Origin of the sequence: Streptomyces violens (assembly GCF_000717745.1) — a bacterium.
Lineage (GTDB): Bacteria > Actinomycetota > Actinomycetes > Streptomycetales > Streptomycetaceae > Streptomyces > Streptomyces violens.
The window spans coordinates 144,311-163,719 of the sequence record NZ_JOBH01000005.1; the positions used below are offsets into that span (position 1 = coordinate 144,311).

Genomic DNA, 19,409 nt, shown 5'->3' on the forward strand with positions numbered 1-19,409 from the left:
ATATGCGGCCGCCTGGGCAGCCGCCAGCGTGAACGAACGTTATCCCCAGCATCGCGTACGGAGCCGTTTCGCGACATGGAGGGAGGGGGAAATCACACGTGGGACACGTTCGCTACGCGCCGTACGCCGCATCTCCTCCGCCGCCGCAAGGCGGCGGGGGCGTCTGCGGGGCGGCGCAGGGAGCCGCAGCAAACAGCCGCACCGCCGCGCCGTAGCCGCGCGGCACGGCAGTGCGCATTCCGGGTACGTACAGGCCCCCATGCACACGCACGGTGTGCGGGGAAGAGGTACCGCGTCACATACGGACAGGCCGGCCGCGAGAGACGAAACGGACAGCACGGTCGGCACGTATGGCAGCCGCAGCAGCCGCGGGACCCGCGTCGGGTGACACCCGTCGGCGGTCCGCGCCGGTACCTCATCGTCATCGGCGAGCACGGTGCACGGGGGCCGTGTACGCACCCAACGGCTCCCCATGAGGGCATGACGGGGGACAGAGGCGTCCTCCGCGTGCCGTTCGGAGGTCGGCCGATGAAGGCCCTGCCCTTTCTCTGCTGTCTGATCCGCCCCTCCGCCGCCATGCTGCGCGTCACGGTCTGGGAGCTGGCGGTGCTCGCCGGGCACCTCCTGCTGTACCCCATGGGCGTCTCGCAGGAGCAGGCCGCGGCGGCGGCAGCCCGCGCGAGCGCAGCCGCGGACTCGGCCGGGGGCCCGCCCACCGACAAGACCGGAGGCACACCCGCCGACCCGACCACGGACTCGGCCGCCGAGGCGGTACGCGATGCCGGACGGTCGCCATCCGCATGTACGAAGTCCGGACCGAAAACCGCCACGGCCAAAGCGCCCACGGCCGCGGCCGGGACGAAGAGCGCCGGGACGAAAACGGGGGCGCACGCCGGTGCACGCACCGGGACGGGCGCCAGCAGATCCAACGCCTGGTCGCAGGCCGCGACTGAGTCGCTGCCCGCGCCCGCCATGCTGCCGACCGAAGGCCGGTCGCATCCGCCGGTGCTCCTGCTGCACGGCTTCATCGACAACCGTTCCGTCTTCGTACTGCTGCGCCGCTCGCTGCGCCGGCACGGCTGGCGGCACCTCGAGGCGCTCAACTACTCCCCTCTCACGTGCGACATACGCAAGGCCGCTGAGCTGCTCGGCCGGCATGTGGAGGACGTCTGCGAGCGCACCGGTCACCGACGCATCGACCTGGTGGGGCACAGCCTCGGCGGCCTGATCGCGCGGTACTACGTGCAGCGGCTGGGCGGGGACGCCCGGATCCGGACGCTGGTCACGCTCGGCACCCCGCACGGCGGCACCCGGCTCGCCGCGCTGCTGCCCGCGCATCCGCTCGTGCGCCAGATGCGGCCGGATTCCGACGTGATCAAGGAGTTGGCCCGGCCCGCGCCGAATTGCCGGACGTCTTTCGTCTGCTTCTGGAGCGATCTCGATCAGATGATGGTTCCGACCGAGACGGCACAGATCAATCATGCCGATCTGCGGAGCCGGAACATCCATGTCTCCGGTGTCGGACATCTGGCTTTTCCGGTCAACGGCACGGTCGCGGCAGGCATCCGCGAGGCGCTGGCCTCGGCGGACCCGACGAATCCGGCCCAGTCGGAGAATCCCGGCAGCGCGGCGGGCGGGATCGCGTCCGACCAGGCGTCCGTCGCCTGACCACAGCGCCCTCCGATCACGACGGCTACGCCAATCGATGTCGAACATTCATCGAACGTGGCGCCAAGAACATGCCGGGCGTCCTCCGAAAGACGGCCAAATGCCCGGTCTGGAAGGGCCCGAAACCTACGGAAGATTGTCGCCGTCGCATACCGCCGGGTACAGTCGCCGCTAATTCTCCTGCTGCCGAGGCGAAAGAGAAGTTGGTGGTGAACGACCGTCACCCGTCGGGGAACCAAGACCCGACCGGCTCTGCTGCTGACTCCTCGTACGGGTCCCATCCCGGTTACGAGCAGCACGGACAGCAGGACGCCCAGCTCGGTTACACCGCGTACGACGGGTACACCACCGGCACGTACGACACCGGTGCGTATGCCGCCGGTACGTACGACACCGGCACCTTCGACACCGGCACCTATGACGTGAGCGGTGCGTACGACGCCTACGGAGCGACCGCCTACGACACCGGTGCCTACGACACGGTGACCTACGGCGGCGGGACGTACGACACTGGTACGTATGCCACGGGGTACGAGACCGGTGCGTACGACCCGTATGCCTACCCGTCGTACGACGCCACGGGCACGTACGACGTGAGCGACGTGAACGCCGCGTACGACACCGGCACGTACGACGTGAGCGGTGCGTACGACACCGGGACGTACGACACCGGTTCCTACGACACGGTCGGCGGCGCCTGGCCGGCTGCCGAAGGCTACGAGGCCGCCCCCCAGGACGCCCAGTTCGAAACGGGCCAGTTCGAAACAGGCCAATTCGAAACGGGCCAGTTCGAAGCGACCCAGTACGGGACCGGTCACTTCGACACCGGTCAGTACGAGGCCGTTGCCGGTCAGTACGAGGCCGCTGCCGAGTCCACCGCCGTCTTCACCGTCGACGAGCTGGTCGACCCCGAAGCCGGAACCGGCGACGCGGCCGACGAGGATCTGCACTCCGCAGCCACCGCGATCATCCCCGCCCCCACCCTCTCCCCCGAAGCGGCGCCCGAAGCCGCTCCCGGTGGCCGTCGGGCCCGGCGGGAAGCGCAGGGGAACAGCGGCCGGGGCCGGCGGCGGACGCCGAAGAAGTCCGCGCTGCTGACCGTCGCCGTGCCCTCCGTGGCCGCCATGGGCGTGTGCGCCGTGGCCGCCGCCTCCGTCTCCGGTGCGACCGACAAGGACGAGGACACCGCCGTACAGGCCGCTTCGGAGGCCTCGGCGGTGAAGCCGTCGGCCGCGAACAACAAGCTGGACTCCCAGCTCTCCAACCTGAGCGCGGACGCCAACGACTTCGCCGACCGTGCCAGTCGTACGCAGGAACGTCTCGACCTGCAGGCCCGGGAGGCCGCCGAGAAGAAGCGGCGGGCGGAGGAGGCGGCGCGCAAGGAGGCGCTGCGGCCGAAGTTCGCGCTGCCGGTCAAGCAGCACGGGCTGAGCGCGCTCTTCGGGCAGGCCGGCGTCAACTGGATGTCACTGCACTCCGGCATCGACTTCCCGGTCAGTTACGGCACACCGGTCATGGCCGCCACCGACGGCACCGTCGTGACCAAGTGGAACCCCGCCTACGGCAACATGATCGAGGTCACCGCGCCGGACGGCACCGAGACCTGGTACTGCCACCTCAGCAGCGCCAAGATCCGCTCGGGCACGGTCAAGGCCGGAGACGTCATCGGGTACTCCGGCAATTCGGGCAACTCCACCGGCCCGCACCTCCACTTCGAGGTGCACCCCGACGGCGGCGACGCGATAGACCCGCTGCCCTGGCTGCGCTCCCACGGCATCAACCCGAACTGAGCAACAGCGCACGAAGGCGGCCCGCCCCCTGGGGGTCCGGGCCGCCTTCCGTGCGTACCACTCGTGCGTACGACTACAGCTTCTCCACCGGCGCGTACCGCAGCAGCAGCCGCTTCGGCTTCTCGCCGCCGAAGTCGATCGTGGCCTCGGCGTTGTCGCCGCTGCCCTTGACGCCGACGACCGTGCCCAGCCCGAAGCTGTCGTGCGTGACGCGGTCGCCGATCGCCAGCGCGCCCACCGGGCGGTCCTTCGCCCGCCGGGTCGCGAAGCCGCTCGGCCCCGCTTTGCTCCGCGAGGAGGAGACGGACGACGAGGCCCCGAAGCCGCCGCCGGACAGGCCGGAGGACAGCCCGCCCATGGACGCGGACGGCGTCGCGGGGCCGGTCCGCTTCCACTCGACGTACTCGTCCGGGATCTCCTCCAGGAAGCGGGACTGCGGGTTGTACTGAGGCTGGCCCCAGGCGCTGCGCATCGTGGAGCGGGTGAGGTACAGGCGCTCCTGGGCGCGCGTGATGCCGACGTACGCCAGCCGCCGCTCCTCCTCCAGCTCCTTGGTCTGGCCGAGCGCGCGCATGTGCGGGAAGACGCCGTCCTCCATGCCGGTCAGGAAGACGGTCGGGAACTCCAGGCCCTTCGCGGTGTGCAGGGTCATGAGCGTGATGACGCCCGTGCCCTCCTCGTCCTCGTCGGGGATCTGGTCGGAGTCGGCGACCAGGGCGACCTGCTCCAGGAAGTCGGAGAGCGTACCTGGGTTGTCCTCGTCACGGTCCTGCTCGAATTCGAGGGCGACCGCGGCCAGTTCCTGGAGGTTCTCGATGCGGGTCTCGTCCTGCGGGTCCGTGGACGCCTGGAGCTCGGCCAGATAGCCCGTACGCTCCAGGACGGCCTCCAGGACGGTCGCGGGCCCGGCACCGGACTCCACGATGGTCCGCAGCTCCTCCATGAGCGCATTGAAGCGCTTGACGGCGTTCGCGGAGCGCGCCGCCATGCCGTACGCCTCGTCGACGCGGCGCAGCGCCTGCGGGAAGGTGATCTTCTCGCGCAGCGCGAGCGCTTCGATCATGGCTTCGGCGCGGTCGCCGATGCCGCGCTTCGGCACGTTCATGATGCGGCGGAGCGGGACGGCGTCCTCGGGGTTGGCCAGCACGCGCAGGTACGCGAGGACGTCCCGGACCTCCTTGCGCTCGTAGAAGCGCACGCCGCCGACGACCTTGTACGGCAGCCCGACCCGGATGAAGACTTCCTCGAAGACACGGGACTGGGCGTTCGTACGGTAGAAGATCGCGACGTCGCCGGCCCGGGTGTCGCCGGCGTCCGTCAGCCGGTCGATCTCGTCGGCGACGAACTGCGCCTCGTCGTGCTCGGTGTCGGCGACATAGCCGGTGATCTTCGGGCCCGTGCCGGCGTCCGTCCAGAGGTTCTTGGGGCGGCGGTTCTCGTTGCGCTCGATCACGGCGTTGGCGGCCGAGAGGATCGTCTGCGTGGAGCGGTAGTTCTGCTCCAGCAGGATCGTGGTCGCGTCCGGGTAGTCCTCCTCGAACTGGAGGATGTTCCGGATCGTGGCGCCGCGGAAGGCGTAGATCGACTGGTCGGCGTCGCCCACGACGCACAGCTCGGCGGCGGGCACCTCGGGCGTCCCGGGGCCGACCAGCTCGCGCACGAGGGTGTACTGGGCGTGGTTGGTGTCCTGGTACTCGTCGACCAGGACGTACCGGAAGCGGCGGCGGTAGTGGTCCGCGACGTCCGGGAATGCCTGGAGCAGGTTCACCGTCGTCATGATGATGTCGTCGAAGTCCAGGGCGTTGGCCTCGCGCAGCCGTGCCTGGTACATCGTGTACGCCTCGGCCAGCGTCTTCTCGAAGCCGTCGGCCGCCGTGCCCGCGAAGGTCTCCTCGTCGATGAGCTCGTTCTTGAGGTTGGAGACCTTGGCGCTGAAGGACTTGGGCGGGAAGCGCTTGGGGTCGAGGTCCAGGTCGCGGCAGACCAGGGCCATCAGGCGCTTGGAGTCGGCGGCGTCGTAGATCGAGAACGACGACGTGAAGCCCAGCTTCTTGGACTCGCGGCGCAGGATGCGCACGCAGGCGCTGTGGAATGTCGACACCCACATGGCGTTGGCGCGCGGGCCCACCAGGTCCTCGACGCGCTCCTTCATCTCGCCCGCGGCCTTGTTCGTGAACGTGATCGCGAGGATCTGGCCGGGGTGGACGCCGCGCGCGCCGAGCAGATGCGCGATGCGGTGCGTGAGGACGCGGGTCTTGCCGGAGCCGGCGCCGGCGACGATGAGCAGCGCGCCGCCGCTGTGCACGACGGCGGCCTTCTGCTGGTCGTTCAGCCCCTCCAGGAGCGCGGCCGGGTCCACCGCGGGGCGGGCGGCGCCGTCGCGGTAGTACGCGTCCCGCTGCACGGGGGCGTCGAAGCGGCCGCCGAAGAGGTCGTGCGGCACCTCCTCCGCTGCCGGACGGTCCTCGTCCTCGGGAGGCGGCGGCTCCTCGTCCTTGGGATCGAGGTCCGCCAGGAAGCTGTCGTCAAAGAGGCTGCTCATCGCCCACCGAGTCTAGGCCGCCCCACTGACAACGCGGTCCCGGCCGCGGAATTCCGCGGCTGCGGGAGCGGACGCGGAGGGTACGGCACCGCTTCCGCCCTCACGGACGGACAACGGCACCGGACAGTGCGTGGTCAGAACCGGTCCGGCATCGGCCCGGACACGGCGAGATCACGAAAAGGTTTCGGGCAAAACGAACATCAGCCTTCACAGAAGTCACACGAGTTGGCTACCGTGCCGACCGGGCAGCCCGCCCCACCGCCCGGCGAAAGCGCCGGCACGGGCCGCCCCGCCGAGTCCGGACCGCCCCACCCGAGGCGCCCGGAGCCGGGGACCCACACGTACGACCGGGGTGAATCGACCCGCGCGGAGCGATCCGTACGGACCGTAGGGCACCTTCCGTAACAGTGCCGCAGCATGCGGCACACGCCCGAACCCGACAGCTAACCCGGTAGGCGGTCCACGGAAGGAGTCGCCGGCCTTGGCGTCTCATCGCAAGCCGCGCACCCGCATCCTCGCCGTGCCCGCGCACCGCCGTACGGCGGCCGGGCTCACCACCGCGGCGCTCGCCTCCGTCACGCTGCTCACCCAGAGCGCGGACGCGGCCCCCAGAAATCCCAAGCCCTCCATAGAGGAGGTCAAGAAGAAGGTCGACGGCCTGTACCGGCAGGCCGAGGTCGCCACCCAGAAGTACAACGCCGCCAAGGAGCGCGCCGGCACGCAGCGCGAGAAGGTGGACGGGCTGCGCGAGGCCGCGGCCCAGCGGACCGAGAAGATGAACGAGGCCCGGCGCGAGCTGGGCACCTTCGCCTCCGCGCAGTACCGCTCCGGCGGGCTGAGCCCGACCGCCCAGCTCATGCTGGCCCGGGACCCGCAGCAGTTCGTGGACCGCAACCACCTGATGGAGCGGCTCACCGGCCGCCAGCAGGAGGCGGTCGCCGACTACCAGGACCAGCAGGCGCAGGCCGCGCGCAAACGGGCGCAGGCGACCCGGAGCCTGGAGGAGCTGCAGAAGTCCCAGGAGGCGCTGAAGACGTCCAAGCAGGACGTCCAGGACAAGCTGACCGAGGCCCGGCAGCTGCTGTCCCGGCTGACCGCGCAGGAGAAGGAGCGGCTGGCCGAGCTGGAGCGCAAGAAGAAGGCCGAGGCGCAGCGCAAGGCCGAGCGGCTGGCGCGGGAGCAGGCCGAGCGCGAGCGGCAGGAACAGCAGGACGGGTCGGGTGGTACGAACGGCGGGTCCGGGTCCGGGGGTGACACCGGGACCGGTACGGGGTCAGGCTCCGGAGTGCCCGACGGTTCGTACGCGACCAAGGCGGAGAAGGCGATCGCCTTCGCCCGCGCGCAGATGGGCAAGCCGTACGTCTGGGGCGCGACCGGCCCCGCGTCGTACGACTGCTCGGGGCTGACCCAGGCGGCGTGGAAGGCGGCGGGCGTCTCGCTGCCGCGGACGACCTGGGACCAGGTGAAGGTGGGCACGCGGGTCGCGACGGGCGATCTGCAACCCGGTGACCTGGTGTTCTTCTACGACGACATCAGCCACGTCGGGATGTACATCGGCGACGGCAAGATGATCCACGCGCCGAAGCCGGGCGCGAACGTACGTGTGGAGTCGATCTACTACATGCCGATCTACGGGAGCGTACGACCGGCCTGACCCGGAAACGACGAACCGCGCAGCCCCCCGGAGAACGAGGCGGCCGCGCGGTTCGTCGTGGATGCGCGTGGACTCACGTCCAGAGCAGCGCGATGAAGATGTTGACGACCGTGAGCAGGCCGACGAGCCCGAAGAGCGGCTTCTCCACCTTCTCCTCGTCGCGCTTCACGTAGACCAGGCCCAGGATCACGATCAGGACGGCGAGCTTGACGCCGATCTTGATGTTGTTGACCGAGTAGTCCTGCATCTGATTCAGGCCGACCAGGATGACGCCGGTCACCAGCATCGTGATCGCGCCGTGCAGCATCGCGGGCACGAAGCGGGCGGTGCCCGCGCCCATCGCCTTCATCTGCGTGAGGAAGCCGCCGAGCAGCGAGGCGATGCCGATGATGTGCAGCGCGACGAACACATTGATCACTACGTCCATAGTGGTCGATCGTAGTCCCGCCCTCAGTCCGGCCATCGGGCAGGGCTGCCGTCGTTGTCCCGGTCCGTCACCGATCGGCACCTGTCACCCGGTGACCGAAAGCGAGCAACCCCCGGCGGCGTATCGGACAAGTACCGGCAATGCCCCGCCTGATGGCCGCCGGGAGGTTTAGCGTCCTCGTCCAGGTGGTCGGCTCCCCATCGCCGTCGGATCCGCCCCGACGGCCGTCGACCGCCCCCGCCGAGGTACGGCGGCGGCCCGCTCCCCCTTGTTACGGACCGCCGCCGTACCGCACCGACCGCGAGCAGCCCCGGCCCCAGGAGCCCCCTTCGGCTTTGCTGTCGCGAGGCGGAACTCGGGATAACTGGCGCCACACCAGTAACGAAAAACGATCCAGCACTCAATCAATTCCACCGCGGAATTCGACCGTACGGTCGGAATTCGACAGAAGTAATCAGCCACAGCCCTCAATGCAGCCGCGGTACATGGCCGCTCACCACGAAGTCCCGCAGCAGGTCCATCGCCCGTGTCGGCGCCTCGCGGAAGACGCCGTGCCCCGCCTTGGCCAGTACGTGCAGCCGTACGTCCGTATGGCTCAGCCGGTGCGCGAAGCGGCGGGCCGCCGACGCGGTCGCCACCGGGTCGTGCTCGCCCGCCAGTATCATCGTCCGGCACTCCAGCCGGTCCAGCCCGCGCCAAGGGTCGAACTCCCGCGCCAGCACGAGCCGGAAGTGGTCCAGCACGTCGTCGTTCCAGCGCACCCGGCGCAGCCGGTCCCGGCCGACCACGTCCCCGCCGTCCTGCTGCGAGTACAGCGGCAGACAGATCCGCTCCCACGCGTCGGTCATCTCGTCGCCCGTGTCCCCCGCCCAGTAGCGCAGCGCGACGTCCCGGGCCTCGGGCCCACCCAGCCGTTCGAACATCTCCAGCCGTTCGTACGTGTCGCCGGGCATCACGCTGTCCAGCACCAGCCCCGCGAACCGGTCCGGGTGCCGGATCGCCGCCAGCAGCGCCACCCAGCCCCCGCTGGACGTACCGACGAGAACGGGCCGTTCGATCTCCAGCGCGTCGCAGAAGTCGATCGCGTCGTCCGCCCACCGCTCCCACGTCCACTGCAGCGGCCCGCTGCGCACGGAGCGACCGCTTCCGCGCTGATCCAGATAGATGACCTGAGCGAAACCGGCCGCGGCGGAAAGCTCCGGTTTGAACAGGCTGTGATCTGCCCCCGGCCCCCCGTGGAGCAGCACGATCGTCGGCCGTTCGGCCATGTCCGGGCCGTCCGTCACCAGTTGGGCCCCCTCCACATCGAAGTAGAGCCGAACACCATCACCGATATGTACCCGCACGGCCCTTGACCTCTCTCAAGTAGCCTGATTTTTGAAGGATTCGGGTGGCCCCGGCAGCGTTATGCAAGGGGGCCGAATTCCACCGTCACTATTGCGAAGCTCTCGCAATACGATCGGGTCCGTGGACACAATGACCGAGCACCACCGCGTGCCAGTGGCACGGCCGGAGGTCGTACGCGCCTGGGTGGACGGCTGGGTACGTTCGCGCGGCGCGGACGGCGCGGTCGCGGTACCGGGCGGCTTCCGGATAGCCGTCGGCCGCACGGACCAGGTCGCGCGGTACGTCCTGCCCGCGGCCGACCCGGCGGTACTGCGCCGACTGTCCGTCGCGCTCATCACGCCGGGCCTGTGGCTGAAGGTCTGCGCGCCCCGCTCGGTCGTCGAGCCCGCGCTGCCGGCGTCCTGGGACTTCCAGGCACCGGAGTATCTGATGACCGCCCCCCTGGGGCGCGCCGTGCGCACCGGGGTGCGCGATGGGGTGCCCGACGGGCTGCGGGACGGGCTGGTGCCCGGCGCCGCGCCCGCGCCGCCGCCGGATCCGGCCGTACTGCCCGGCGGATACGTCGTCGAGACGGTCGCCCAGGGCGACCTCGTCGACGCGCGCGCGTTCAGTACGACCGGGGAGGTCGCCGCCGGTGGCCGCGTCGCGCTGGCCGGTACGGTGGCGGTCTTCGACCGCGTGCGTACGGATCCGGCGCACCGCCGCCAGGGGCTGGGCCGGGTCGTGATGACGGCCCTCGCGGCCCGCGCCGCGCAACAGGGGGCGACGCAGGGGGTCCTGGTGGCCCGGGACGACGGTCTGTCCCTGTACCGGGCCATGGGCTGGGAGCTCCACTCCCCGGTGACCACGGCGGTACTCCGTAGACGGGGGACCCGGTGACTATCCGCCTACGGCGGCGTACTCGACAAATGCCGCCCAGGCGACGGGGGCTATCGCCAGACGGGGGCCGTCCGGCTCCGCCTTGGAATCCCGAACGAGTACGCGTGCCCCGTCTTCGGCGACCTCGACGCAATTGCCGCCCTGTGAGTCGCTGTAGCTGGACTTGAACCACGTAAGACGATCGCTCATAGCTCCTTCGCCACCTTCTCGATGAACGCGGCCGACTCCTCCACGGTGAGGGCCTGCATGCGGATCATGCCATGCAGCTGTGTCAGCGAGCTGAGCCGTTCGGCGTCCGCGTGGAGCACGCTCGTCTCCTGCGCTTCTACGTAGGCGTAGCGGTCGTGCTCGGAGGTCTCGAGCAGCACCACGGACCCGTTGAGGGCCAACCCGCCGCAACGTCCGAACGGCAGGATCTGAATCGACACGTTCCGCAGCCTGCCGACCTCGAGCAAGTGGTGCAACTGGTCCCGCATCACGTCGGGACCGCCCACCAGGGTGCGCAGGGCGGCCTCGTAGATGACGAACCCGAATACCGTGCGCGGCCGCTCGGTCAGCGCCTCCTGGCGCCTCATACGGGCGGCTACGCGTTCGTCGACAGTCTCGTCGTCCAGGGGTGGGCAAGCTTCGCTGATCAGCGCCCGCGCGAACGGCTCGCTCTGCAACAAGCCGGGGATGAGCAGCGGTTCGTACGAGTGCATGACCGCGGCATCGGCGGCGAGCGCCATGAACTCGTCGGCCCGTGCCCGGAACGGCGCCGGCTTCAGGTAGCTCTGCGCCGCCAGTAGCAGTCCGCGCGCGCTGCACATGTCGTCGGCGACCTGAAGGAGTCGCAGCGAGGGGCGGCGGCGGCCGAGTTCCATCGACTTGACCGTCTCGTACTCGTAATTGGCCTCTCGGCCCAGGTCCTCGCGAGAGACACCCGCTTGATTTCGCCACAGCTTGATCTGATTACCGCAGTACCGCCAGGCATCCGTCACCACTCCACCTCCGGAGTCCGGCCGTGTACAACAACGCTGTGTACATAGGCTGTGACTCCATAACGTAACGCCGTGCGGTCACGCTCTCCGTATGACCGACGGAACACCTCAAGACATCGAGTGGCGTTTGCCGCGGAGCGCACGGAGTGTCGGGAGGGCGCGTACACTGCTCGCCGCACAGGCGCGGTCGTGGAAAGTACCCGACGAAATCGCCGACACCGCCGTGCTGTTGCTCAGCGAGCTGATGACCAACGCGTGCCGGCACGCACACGTCTCCCCCGGCCGCGAGCTGCGCGCCCGAGCGCTCGTACGGGAGCACACCCTCCGTATCGAGGTCGCGGACGCGAGCAGCGCGCAGCCGGAGCCGCGGGACGCCGGGCCCGGCGACGAGTCCGGGCGGGGCCTCGCGCTCGTCGCCGCCCTCGCGGACGCGTGGGGCACCGAGCCCCGCCCGTACCGCATCGGCAAGACCGTCTGGTGCGAACTCCGGCTGCCCTCTGACGAAGTCAGATCAGGCGGCGGGCCGTTGCCCAGCGGGTCAGCTCATGACGGTTCGAGAGCTGGAGCTTGCGGAGGACCGCCGAGACGTGGGACTCGACCGTCTTGACGGAGATGAAGAGCTGCTTGGCGATCTCCTTGTACGCGTAGCCACGCGCGATCAAACGCAGCACCTCGCGCTCGCGCTGCGTCAGGCGGTCCAGGTCCTCGTCGACCGGCGGGGCATCCGTGTTGGCGAACGCGTCGAGGACGAAACCCGCCAGGCGGGGCGAGAACACCGCGTCGCCCTCCTTGACGCGGAAGACCGCGTCGACGAGGTCGGTGCCGGTGATCGTCTTGGTGACGTAACCGCGCGCGCCGCCGCGGATGACGCCGATGACGTCCTCGGCCGCGTCGGAGACCGACAGGGCGAGGAAGCGGACGGGGCGGTCGGGGTCGGCCATGAGGGGCGCGCACCGGCGCAGCACCTCTACGCCGCCGCCCCCGGGCAGGTGCACGTCCAGCAGGACCACCTCGGGGCGCGTGGCCGTGATGACCGTGACCGCCTGGTCGACGTCCGCGGCCTCGCCGACCACCTCGACGCCGGTCGAGTCCGTCTGGCCGATCTCGGCCTGGACGCCGGTACGGAACATCCGGTGGTCATCGACCAGGACGACCCGCGCGCGCCGGGCCTCCCCCGCGCCGCTCCCCTGTGCTGCTTCCGTCGCGCTCATTCCGCGGCCGCCCTCTCCATTTCCAGTTCCACTTCCGTGCCCCCGTCCGGCGCCGAGCGCAGCCGCGCCGTCCCGCCGTTGCGCTGCATCCGCCCGATGATGGACTCCCGTACACCCATCCGGTCACCCGGCACTTGGTCCAGGTCGAAGCCCGGCCCCCGGTCGCGTACCGAGACGAACACCTTCCGGCCCTCCACCTCGGCGAAGACCTGCACCGCGCCGCCGCTGCCACCGTACTTGGCGGCGTTCACCATCGCCTCGCGCGCGGCCTGCAGCTGGGCTCCGAGCTTTTCGTCCAGCGCGCAGTCGCCGACGACCACGACCTCGATCGGTACGCCGTGGGCGTCCTCGACCTCGGCCGCCGCCTTGCGTACGGCATCCGCCAGGCGGTCCGGCTCCACCTCCTCGTCCTTGCCGCGCCCCTCCGGCTTGTACAGCCAGGCGCGCAGCTCGCGCTCCTGCGCGCGGGCGAGGCGGGCCACCTCCCGGGGGTCGTCCGCGCTGCGCTGGATGAGCGTGAGGGTGTGCAGTACGGAGTCGTGGACATGGGCCGCGACCTCGGCCCGCTCCTGCGCCCGGATGCGCATCAGACGCTCCTCCGAGAGGTCCTGCGTCATGCGGACCAGGTACGGGCCCGCGAGCAGCGCGATGCCGACGACTACGGCGAGCGCGGCCTGGAGGACGGTGCCGAGGTTCCGGACGGAGCCCTGGAGGACGACGATGCCGGTGACCCCGATGCCGACCAGGAGGACGCCCGCCGCGCCGCGTACGACGGGGAGCAGGCCCTTGCGGCGGCCGATCTCCAGCCACTGGGCGCGGCGGGCGTTGTCGGCCTGGCGCCAGACCAGGGCGACGCCCGCGCCGATCAGCAGGACCGGCCAGAGGTAGGCGTTGGCGCGGCCGAGCTCGAACTGCGAGGCGAGCACCGACGCGCCGACGACCAGCGCGATCAGGGCGAAGATCTGGCCCTTGTCGAGGCGGCGGAAGCGGCGGCGCCAGCCGTCCAGAGCCGTCCCCTCGGAGGCAGCGGACGCGGCGTACGGGAGGTGCCGGTGGGTGTCCACGCCGCCGACCCCGAGGGGAACGAAGAACCAGAACGCGGCATACAGGAGCGCGCCCATGCCCTGCGCCACGAAGAGGGCGAGGAAGACGATCCGTACCCAGGAGACGGGCAGCCCCAGATGGCCGGCCAGGCCGCGGGCGACGCCGCCGAGGAGCCGGCCGTCGGCGCTGCGGTAGAGGCGGCGCGGGGGCGGCTCTACTGGGTCGGGCGCCGGGGCGTAGGGGCCCTCGGCACGGGGCGGAACGGTCGTCATGCCCCGATCGTCACATGCGGACGGATGTCCGGGCATCAGGGTCGACCCTGATCGACCCCTGATCGCCCCAGTGGTCGTTGCTTGCCCCGGTGGTCGCTACTCGTCGCTACTCGTTGTCAGTCGTGTAGCGGAAGCCGTCGCGGGCCACCTGGAAGACCTCCTGGAACTTCGGCCACTGGTCCTTCGGCGCCGACAGGTAGATCGCGTACTCGTCCTCGCCCTCCTTGCCGAAGCCGAGGTCGATGGCGCGGAAGTCGCGCACCCGGCCCTGGAAGGTGAACTCCCAGATCGCCGCCGGCTGCCCCCGGAACAGGGTGTCCTGCAGCCGCAGCCGCTCGTACCCCTGCGACTTGCTCTGCAGCTGCTGCTCGACCTGCTCGAAGTGGCGGACGTGATTCGAACTGGCGAAGTTCAGCACACTGACTTTCAGGCCGACGAGGCCGGACGGGGCCAGGTAGTCGACCTCGTTCCGCTCCGGCATGTACTTGCGGGTCCAGCCGTTCGGCACGGGGAAGGAAACGCCGAACTCCTTCTCGGTGACGAGGTGGTAGCCCACCGGGACCTTCGGCAGCTTCGGCTTGGCCGCGCCGCCCCCGGAGGCGGAGGCGGACGGCTTGGCCGGCTCGTCGGACATCCCGGGGATGACCTTCACGCCGCCGCCGTCCTGCAGCAGATACAGCACGCCGGCCGTCACCGCGCCGGCGGCCACGACGGCCAGCGCGCCCCACAGGACGGCGGCCAGGCGCCGCCGGCGGGCGGGGGCCGCGGGGACGCCTACGGGGACGCGGCTGGTGGCTGTGGTGGCGGCAGTGACGGCGGTGTCGCGCTGGGCGGGGACGGGGGTGGGAGTGGGGGTGGGAGTGGGGGCCGGGACTTCGGCTTGGGCCGGGGCGACTGGGAGGGCAGTGGTGCTGGTATCCGTACCGGTGTCCGTCCGCCAGCCGCCCATCGTGTGCAGCTCCGTCGCGGCCTCGGAGGCGGGCGCGCGCAGGGTGCGCTCGACGGACTCGGCCGTGGGACGGTCCGCCGGCTCCTTGGCGAGCAGCGCCTCGATGAGCGGCGTGAGCGGCCCGGCGTTGCGCGGCGGGACCAGCGGGTCGACGGCGATCGCGTACGCCGTCTCGACCGCGGTGTGCTTGCGGAACGGCGGCCGGCCCTCGACCGCCTGGTACAGCGTCGCGCCCAGCGCCCACAGGTCGGAGGCGGGGCCCGGGGTGCCGCCCTTGACGCGCTCGGGGGCCAAGTAGTCGATGGAGCCGACCAGTTCGCCGGTCTTGGTGAGCGTGGACGTACCACTGGCCACCGCGATACCGAAGTCCGTGAGTACCACCCGGCCGTCGTCACCGAGCAGCACGTTGCCGGGCTTGACGTCGCGGTGCAGGACGCCGGCCGCGTGCGCGGCGCGCAGTGCGGCGATCATGCCGCGGCCGATGCGGGCGGCCTCGTCCGGCGGCACGCCGCCCCCGGAGAGCGCGGCCTCCTTGATGACGTCCCCGAGGGTCACGGAGGGGACGTACTCCATGACGATGCAGGGCAGGCCCGCGTCGTCGACGACGTCGTGCACGCCGACGACGTTGGAGTGGTTGATGCGGGCCGCGGCCCGGGCCTCGCGGCGGGTGCGTTCGTTACGGGTGGCCAGCTCGTCCGGCTCCAGCTGGAGCGAGGCGGCGTGCAGGCGCTTGACGGCGACCTGGCGGCCCAGCAGTTCGTCGTGGGCCCGCCAGACGGTGCCCATGCCGCCCTGGCCTATGCGCTCGAGCAGGCGGTACCGCCCGGCGATCAGCCGACCCTCGTCCACCGCAGCCTCCGACACCGCACGCCCTCCGGCTCCCCCGTAACCCGTCAGAGAACAACGATAGTCAACACAGCCACACCTGTTACCGGCCGGTCGTCGCCGCGTCCGGGATCTCAGGGTCCGGCCAGGGTTGTCACTGATGCCCATTGCCGGTTCCGCTTGCCACCATGAGCGCATGAACGATGCCTCACCGTCCGGGCCGCCGCAGGGCGCGACCGCCGAGCCGCAGGGCGCGACCGCCGATGCCCCTCCCCTGCCGCCGCCCCAGCCACCGCTGCGGCGCAGCCGGCGGCAGAAGGTGGTGGCCGGGGTGTGCGGCGGGCTGGGGCGGCACTGGGACCTGGACCCGGTGATCTTCCGCATCGTGCTCGCCGTACTGGCCGTGAGCAGCGGCATCGGCCTCATCGTGTACGGCTTCGCCTGGCTGCTGATCCCGCTGGAGGGCGAGGACGAGAACGAGGGGCGGCGGCTGCTGTCCGGACGGGTCGAGGGCACGGCGCTGACCGCGATCCTCGTCGCGCTGGTCGGCTGCGGGCTCTTCCTGTCGGTACTGGGCCGGGGCGACGACCTGGCGTTCACGCTCATGCTCGCGCTCGCGGTGGCCGGCTCGGCGTACTGGTCGAAGCAGCGGCGGGCCGCGGCGCACGGTACGGGCCCGGTGGACCCGGCGACCGCGCAGGCCGTCGCGGACGCGCCGCCCGAGACACAGGCACCGCCCGCACCGAGCAGCCCTTCGTGGTGGCGGGATCCGCTCACGAAGGACGGCCCGGAGGCCACGACGGGGGGCCGTGCGGGGTACCTGTGGGGGCCTGCTGACACACCGTCGTACACTCCCCCGGTCGTGCCGGAGACCCGCAAGCCGCGGCGGCCGGCGCGGGCGCGGTCGATCGGCGGGCTGACGTTCCTGCTGGCGCTGGTGGCGGGCGCGGTGGCCGCGCTGCCGTCCTGGCACGGCGGCTCGCTGCCCGCGAGCCTCCAGGCGGGGCTGGCGGCCGCGCTGGTGGTGTTCGGGCTCGGCATGGTGCTCAGCGCTTGGCTGGGCCGGACCGGCGGCGGCACGGTCTTCATGGTGGTGGTCACCGCCCTGCTGCTCGGCGCGACCGCCGTCCTGCCGCGCAGCATCACCACCGACTGGGACAGCCGCACCTGGCCGCCGTCGACCGCGGCCGCCGTCCGGCCCGCGTACGAACTGGGCGCGGGCCACGGCCACCTGGACCTCGGCGGGCTGCGCCTGAAGGAGGGGCAGACGGTCCGGACGCACGCCGAGGTGGGTGCCGGGCTGCTGCGGGTGACGCTGCCGGAGGGGGTACGGACGCGCGTACGGGTCGACGTCGGGCTCGGCGACATCCGGCTGCCCGGCGAGGCGGCCGAGGACATCGACGTCGCGCCCGACCGGGCGCGCACCGTCACGCTGCCCCCGCACGGCCTGAAGAAGGGCGAGCGGCCGCACGGCACGCTGGACCTGCGGCTGGAGGTGGGGGTCGGCCAGGCGGAGATGCAGTACGTGGGGACCGAGAGGAAGCCGTCGCCGGAGGTACCGGCGAAGCCAGAGGTACCCGCGAAGCCGGCGGCGCCGGCACAGGAGGAGGTGGCCGACCGTGCTGCGGCATGAGTTCCAGCCCGCCCGGCTCGTCACGGGCCTGACCGCGCTCGGCATCGGCGGCGTCTACGTGCTGGACACCGCCGGCCGGGTCGACGTGCCCGGCGCGTGGCCGCTGATCGCGCTCCCCGCCGGCCTCTTCCTCTCGGGCGGCATCTCGGCGCTGTACGGCCTCATCCACCGCCGGAGGCGGGGCGCCGAGCGGCCCGTCAGCCGATGAGCCGGCGGCCGAAGCGGCGGCGGCGCTTGGCGTAGAGCGCGTCGAGGGAGAGGTACGGCGTGCCGGCCAGGATCAGCGGCAGCCAGGCCATCAGGTACGCCAGGTCGTTGCCGAAGTAGTACGGCGTCGTCGACCAGCTGACGGTCAGCCAGAAGCTCAGCGAGATCAGCGCGCCGCCGGTCGCCGCGAGCCGGCCGAGGAGGCCGAGCAGTATGCCGATGCCGACCGCCAGCTCACCCGCCGCGATGATGTACCCGAAGACCGCCGGGCTGTTCAGCGCCAGGTCGACCAGTTGCGGCACGCCGGCGGACGGCCGGGACTGCCGCATCCACTCGCCGATCGAGCCGTTGCCGGAGGCCGCGAAGAACCCCGGCTCGGTGAGCTTGTCCAGGCCCGCGTAGACGAAGGTCACGCCGAGGAAGATCCGCAGCGGCAGCAGCGCGTACCGGCCCAGTGTCCCGCGCAGTCCCGTCGGACCCGCATCGCCGCCGGTCCCTCCGTGGCCCATCGCGAGCGAGCTTCCTCTGTGCACCATGGTGTCCTCCCGCCTCTGCGTCGCCGCCCGGCGCGGACGATTCTGCCCACGGGCGGGCGTTCGAAGACTGATACGGGCCGGACGTCACAGAACATTCAACGGAAGCGGGAGCCACGAGGATGCGCGCCGCACCCGTGTCACTCCTGGATGAACAGCGGATACGCGGCGGATTCGACGCCCGCCGCCGTGATGACGCGGACCTCGGCGCGGCCCGGCTCCACGTCGGCCGGCACGGGCACGACCAGCACGTCGTCCGCCGGGTTCGCGAAGCCGCCGGGGACCGGCACCAGTGGGACGTGCACGTCGACGCCGCCGATGCGGACGACCGTACGGGCCAGCCGGTGCGGCGGCTGCGCGCCCGGCGGGACGAAGCCGCTGCCGCGGATCTCGATGTCGTCGCCGGTGCGGACCGGCCCGTCCAGGCCGCCGATCTCCCGGGCCCGCACGACGGAGAGCACGACCGGACGGGCACCCTCCGCGTACTTGCCCGCCAGGTACGTCGCCGCGCTGACCGCGGCCAGCGCCACCAGCCCCCACGGGAGGTCCGGGAGCCGGTCCGGTTCGGTCGCGAGGCGGGCCGCGGCGAAGACCACGGCGACCGCGTTGAGCAGCACGTACTGCGCGTCCGCGAAGCTGCCGCGGCCGGCGTCGTCGGTCAGCAGGTCCCCGGCGCGCGGGTACTCCGCGGGCACCTTCTGCTGGCGTCCGGCGGCGAGGCGTACGGACACCAGTCGCGCGGCGACGGCCGCCGCCGCGCAGGCCAGCGCCACGACGGTGAGCAGCCCGGCGCCGCGCGAGAGGTCGAGCCCGGCCAGCAGGCGGCGGCGCCCGTCGGCGTCCGGGGCCAGCGCCAGCCGGGCCGCGAACATCAGTACCGCCCAGACGACGGGCAGCAGCCAGGCGGCGGCGACCGTGCGGGAGGTGGACAGGCGGCTGTCCGCGCCGGTGAGGGGCGCGAGGAGGCCGCCGTGGGCGCGGTGCCGCCAGGCGAGTGCGGTGAGCAGCGCGGCCACGACGACGGCCGCGGCCAGTGCGGCGGTACGGGCGTCGGTCCAGCCCGCGCCGATCGCGCTGAGCGCCTGCCCGATGAGCAGCGCGGCGACAGCGCCCCACAGCACGAGCGGGGTGCCGCGCCAGAGCCTCTCGCGCCGGGCGCGGCCCTCGGCGGCGGCGCGTTCGGCGACCGTCCGGGCCGACTGCGCCAGCTCGTCGGAGATCCACTGGCGGGCGGCGCCGGCGGAGTGCGCGAGCGCGGCCGGTACGCCGTGCCCCGCGGCGAAGTCCTCGCGGAGCGCGAGGAACGCGGCGACCGCCTGCCGGTGCCCCGTCCGGGCACCGTCCGGACAGTCCCCGCAACCGCACTCGTGACGGGCCCCCGTCTCCGCCCCTGTACTCGTCTCCGCCCCTGCTCCCGCCGCCGCGTCCACCGACACTTCCGTACCGCC

At 71.6% G+C, this 19,409-nt stretch carries 17 protein-coding genes and 1 riboswitch; of the genes, 7 read left to right on the top strand and 10 right to left on the bottom strand.

The window, feature by feature from the left end; genetic code table 11:
• Positions 1 to 480 precede the first annotated feature (480 nt).
• Together IF04_RS39670 and IF04_RS0111365 are read left to right on the top strand one after the other, a co-directional pair.
• Positions 481 to 1,668 (top strand): alpha/beta hydrolase, encoded by a 1,188-nt coding sequence (locus tag IF04_RS39670; RefSeq protein WP_245654369.1) that lies wholly within the window; start codon positions 481 to 483, stop codon positions 1,666 to 1,668.
• 209 nt (positions 1,669 to 1,877) lie between these two features.
• On the top strand, positions 1,878 to 3,458 hold the full coding sequence (locus tag IF04_RS0111365) for a peptidoglycan DD-metalloendopeptidase family protein (protein WP_030254264.1): 1,581 nt from the start codon (positions 1,878 to 1,880) through the stop codon (positions 3,456 to 3,458).
• Between the two features lie 73 nt (positions 3,459 to 3,531).
• On the opposite strand, the gene pcrA is transcribed toward IF04_RS0111365, so the two are convergent.
• Positions 3,532 to 6,000 carry a DNA helicase PcrA gene (pcrA, locus tag IF04_RS0111370; protein ID WP_030254267.1) on the bottom strand — a complete coding sequence of 823 codons (2,469 nt, stop codon included), beginning with the start codon at positions 5,998 to 6,000 and terminating at the stop codon, positions 3,532 to 3,534.
• Positions 6,001 to 6,294: 294 nt separating this feature from the next.
• A riboswitch (cyclic di-AMP (ydaO/yuaA leader) is annotated at positions 6,295 to 6,473 on the top strand.
• Between the two features lie 8 nt (positions 6,474 to 6,481).
• Here pcrA and IF04_RS0111375 point away from each other — a divergent pair.
• Entirely contained in the window at positions 6,482 to 7,654 is a 1,173-nt protein-coding gene (locus IF04_RS0111375; RefSeq protein ID WP_030254269.1) for a C40 family peptidase, read from the top strand.
• A 73-nt stretch (positions 7,655 to 7,727) separates the two neighbouring features.
• Here IF04_RS0111375 and IF04_RS0111380 read toward each other — a convergent pair whose 3' ends face one another.
• Together IF04_RS0111380 and IF04_RS0111385 are read right to left on the bottom strand one after the other, a co-directional pair.
• Positions 7,728 to 8,081: a hypothetical protein gene (locus IF04_RS0111380; protein WP_030254273.1), complete on the bottom strand. Its 354-nt coding sequence runs from the start codon at positions 8,079 to 8,081 to the stop codon at positions 7,728 to 7,730.
• 467 nt (positions 8,082 to 8,548) lie between these two features.
• Positions 8,549 to 9,427, bottom strand: coding sequence for an alpha/beta fold hydrolase (locus IF04_RS0111385; protein WP_030254276.1), 879 nt, complete (start codon positions 9,425 to 9,427; stop codon positions 8,549 to 8,551).
• A 130-nt stretch (positions 9,428 to 9,557) separates the two neighbouring features.
• Here IF04_RS0111385 and IF04_RS0111390 point away from each other — a divergent pair, with 130 nt between their 5' ends.
• Complete coding sequence (locus IF04_RS0111390; protein WP_030254279.1) at positions 9,558 to 10,307, top strand: GNAT family N-acetyltransferase; 750 nt, start codon at positions 9,558 to 9,560, stop codon at positions 10,305 to 10,307.
• Here IF04_RS0111390 and IF04_RS0111395 read toward each other — a convergent pair whose 3' ends face one another.
• Together IF04_RS0111395 and IF04_RS0111400 are read right to left on the bottom strand one after the other, a co-directional pair.
• Positions 10,308 to 10,496: a DUF397 domain-containing protein gene (locus IF04_RS0111395; RefSeq protein ID WP_030254282.1), complete on the bottom strand. Its 189-nt coding sequence runs from the start codon at positions 10,494 to 10,496 to the stop codon at positions 10,308 to 10,310.
• Positions 10,493 to 11,287, bottom strand: a complete 795-nt coding sequence (locus IF04_RS0111400) for a helix-turn-helix domain-containing protein (protein ID WP_030254284.1) — start codon at positions 11,285 to 11,287, stop codon at positions 10,493 to 10,495. Before IF04_RS0111400 ends, IF04_RS0111395 begins: the two co-directional genes overlap by 4 nt.
• 91 nt (positions 11,288 to 11,378) lie before the next feature.
• On the opposite strand from IF04_RS0111400, the gene IF04_RS37285 reads away from it, so the two are divergent.
• On the top strand, positions 11,379 to 11,894 hold the full coding sequence (locus IF04_RS37285; RefSeq protein ID WP_078600173.1) for an ATP-binding protein: 516 nt from the start codon (positions 11,379 to 11,381) through the stop codon (positions 11,892 to 11,894).
• Here IF04_RS37285 and IF04_RS0111405 read toward each other — a convergent pair.
• The 3 genes from IF04_RS0111405 to IF04_RS0111415 form a co-directional block, all read right to left on the bottom strand.
• On the bottom strand, positions 11,794 to 12,498 hold the full coding sequence (locus IF04_RS0111405) for a LuxR C-terminal-related transcriptional regulator (RefSeq protein ID WP_030254287.1): 705 nt from the start codon (positions 12,496 to 12,498) through the stop codon (positions 11,794 to 11,796). The two genes, IF04_RS37285 and IF04_RS0111405, sit on opposite strands and share 101 nt — an antisense overlap.
• Entirely contained in the window at positions 12,495 to 13,814 is a 1,320-nt protein-coding gene (locus IF04_RS0111410; RefSeq protein WP_030254291.1) for an ATP-binding protein, read from the bottom strand. Before IF04_RS0111410 ends, IF04_RS0111405 begins: the two co-directional genes overlap by 4 nt.
• Positions 13,815 to 13,920: 106 nt before the next feature.
• Positions 13,921 to 15,627 (bottom strand): serine/threonine-protein kinase, encoded by a 1,707-nt coding sequence (locus tag IF04_RS0111415; RefSeq protein ID WP_030254294.1) that lies wholly within the window; start codon positions 15,625 to 15,627, stop codon positions 13,921 to 13,923.
• Between the two features lie 157 nt (positions 15,628 to 15,784).
• On the opposite strand from IF04_RS0111415, the gene IF04_RS0111420 reads away from it, so the two are divergent.
• Both IF04_RS0111420 and IF04_RS0111425 read left to right on the top strand, forming a co-directional pair.
• Positions 15,785 to 17,221, top strand: coding sequence for a PspC domain-containing protein (locus tag IF04_RS0111420; RefSeq protein WP_063829468.1), 1,437 nt, complete (start codon positions 15,785 to 15,787; stop codon positions 17,219 to 17,221).
• Complete coding sequence (locus tag IF04_RS0111425) at positions 17,208 to 17,429, top strand: hypothetical protein (RefSeq protein WP_030254298.1); 222 nt, start codon at positions 17,208 to 17,210, stop codon at positions 17,427 to 17,429. The genes IF04_RS0111420 and IF04_RS0111425 overlap by 14 nt, the downstream gene beginning before the upstream one ends.
• On the opposite strand, the gene IF04_RS0111430 is transcribed toward IF04_RS0111425, so the two are convergent.
• The gene (locus tag IF04_RS0111430; protein WP_030254302.1) at positions 17,419 to 17,964 is read right to left on the bottom strand and encodes a DoxX family membrane protein; all 546 of its coding nucleotides are present in this window, start codon (positions 17,962 to 17,964) and stop codon (positions 17,419 to 17,421) included. The two genes, IF04_RS0111425 and IF04_RS0111430, sit on opposite strands and share 11 nt — an antisense overlap.
• Positions 17,965 to 18,101: 137 nt before the next feature.
• Entirely contained in the window at positions 18,102 to 19,391 is a 1,290-nt protein-coding gene (locus tag IF04_RS0111435) for a hypothetical protein (RefSeq protein WP_106975584.1), read from the bottom strand.
• Positions 19,392 to 19,409 lie beyond the last annotated feature (18 nt).

Coding starts and splice junctions, on each gene's coding strand:
- IF04_RS39670 (WP_245654369.1), top strand. CDS start 481: ATGACGGGGGACAGAGGCGTCCTCCGCGTGCCGTTCGGAGGTCGGCCG.
- pcrA (WP_030254267.1), bottom strand. CDS start 6,000: ATGAGCAGCCTCTTTGACGACAGCTTCCTGGCGGACCTCGATCCCAAG.
- IF04_RS0111380 (WP_030254273.1), bottom strand. CDS start 8,081: ATGGACGTAGTGATCAATGTGTTCGTCGCGCTGCACATCATCGGCATC.
- IF04_RS0111390 (WP_030254279.1), top strand. CDS start 9,558: ATGACCGAGCACCACCGCGTGCCAGTGGCACGGCCGGAGGTCGTACGC.
- IF04_RS0111395 (WP_030254282.1), bottom strand. CDS start 10,496: ATGAGCGATCGTCTTACGTGGTTCAAGTCCAGCTACAGCGACTCACAG.
- IF04_RS37285 (WP_078600173.1), top strand. CDS start 11,379: ATGACCGACGGAACACCTCAAGACATCGAGTGGCGTTTGCCGCGGAGC.
- IF04_RS0111405 (WP_030254287.1), bottom strand. CDS start 12,498: ATGAGCGCGACGGAAGCAGCACAGGGGAGCGGCGCGGGGGAGGCCCGG.
- IF04_RS0111410 (WP_030254291.1), bottom strand. CDS start 13,814: ATGACGACCGTTCCGCCCCGTGCCGAGGGCCCCTACGCCCCGGCGCCC.
- IF04_RS0111420 (WP_063829468.1), top strand. CDS start 15,785: ATGAACGATGCCTCACCGTCCGGGCCGCCGCAGGGCGCGACCGCCGAG.
- IF04_RS0111430 (WP_030254302.1), bottom strand. CDS start 17,964: ATGGTGCACAGAGGAAGCTCGCTCGCGATGGGCCACGGAGGGACCGGC.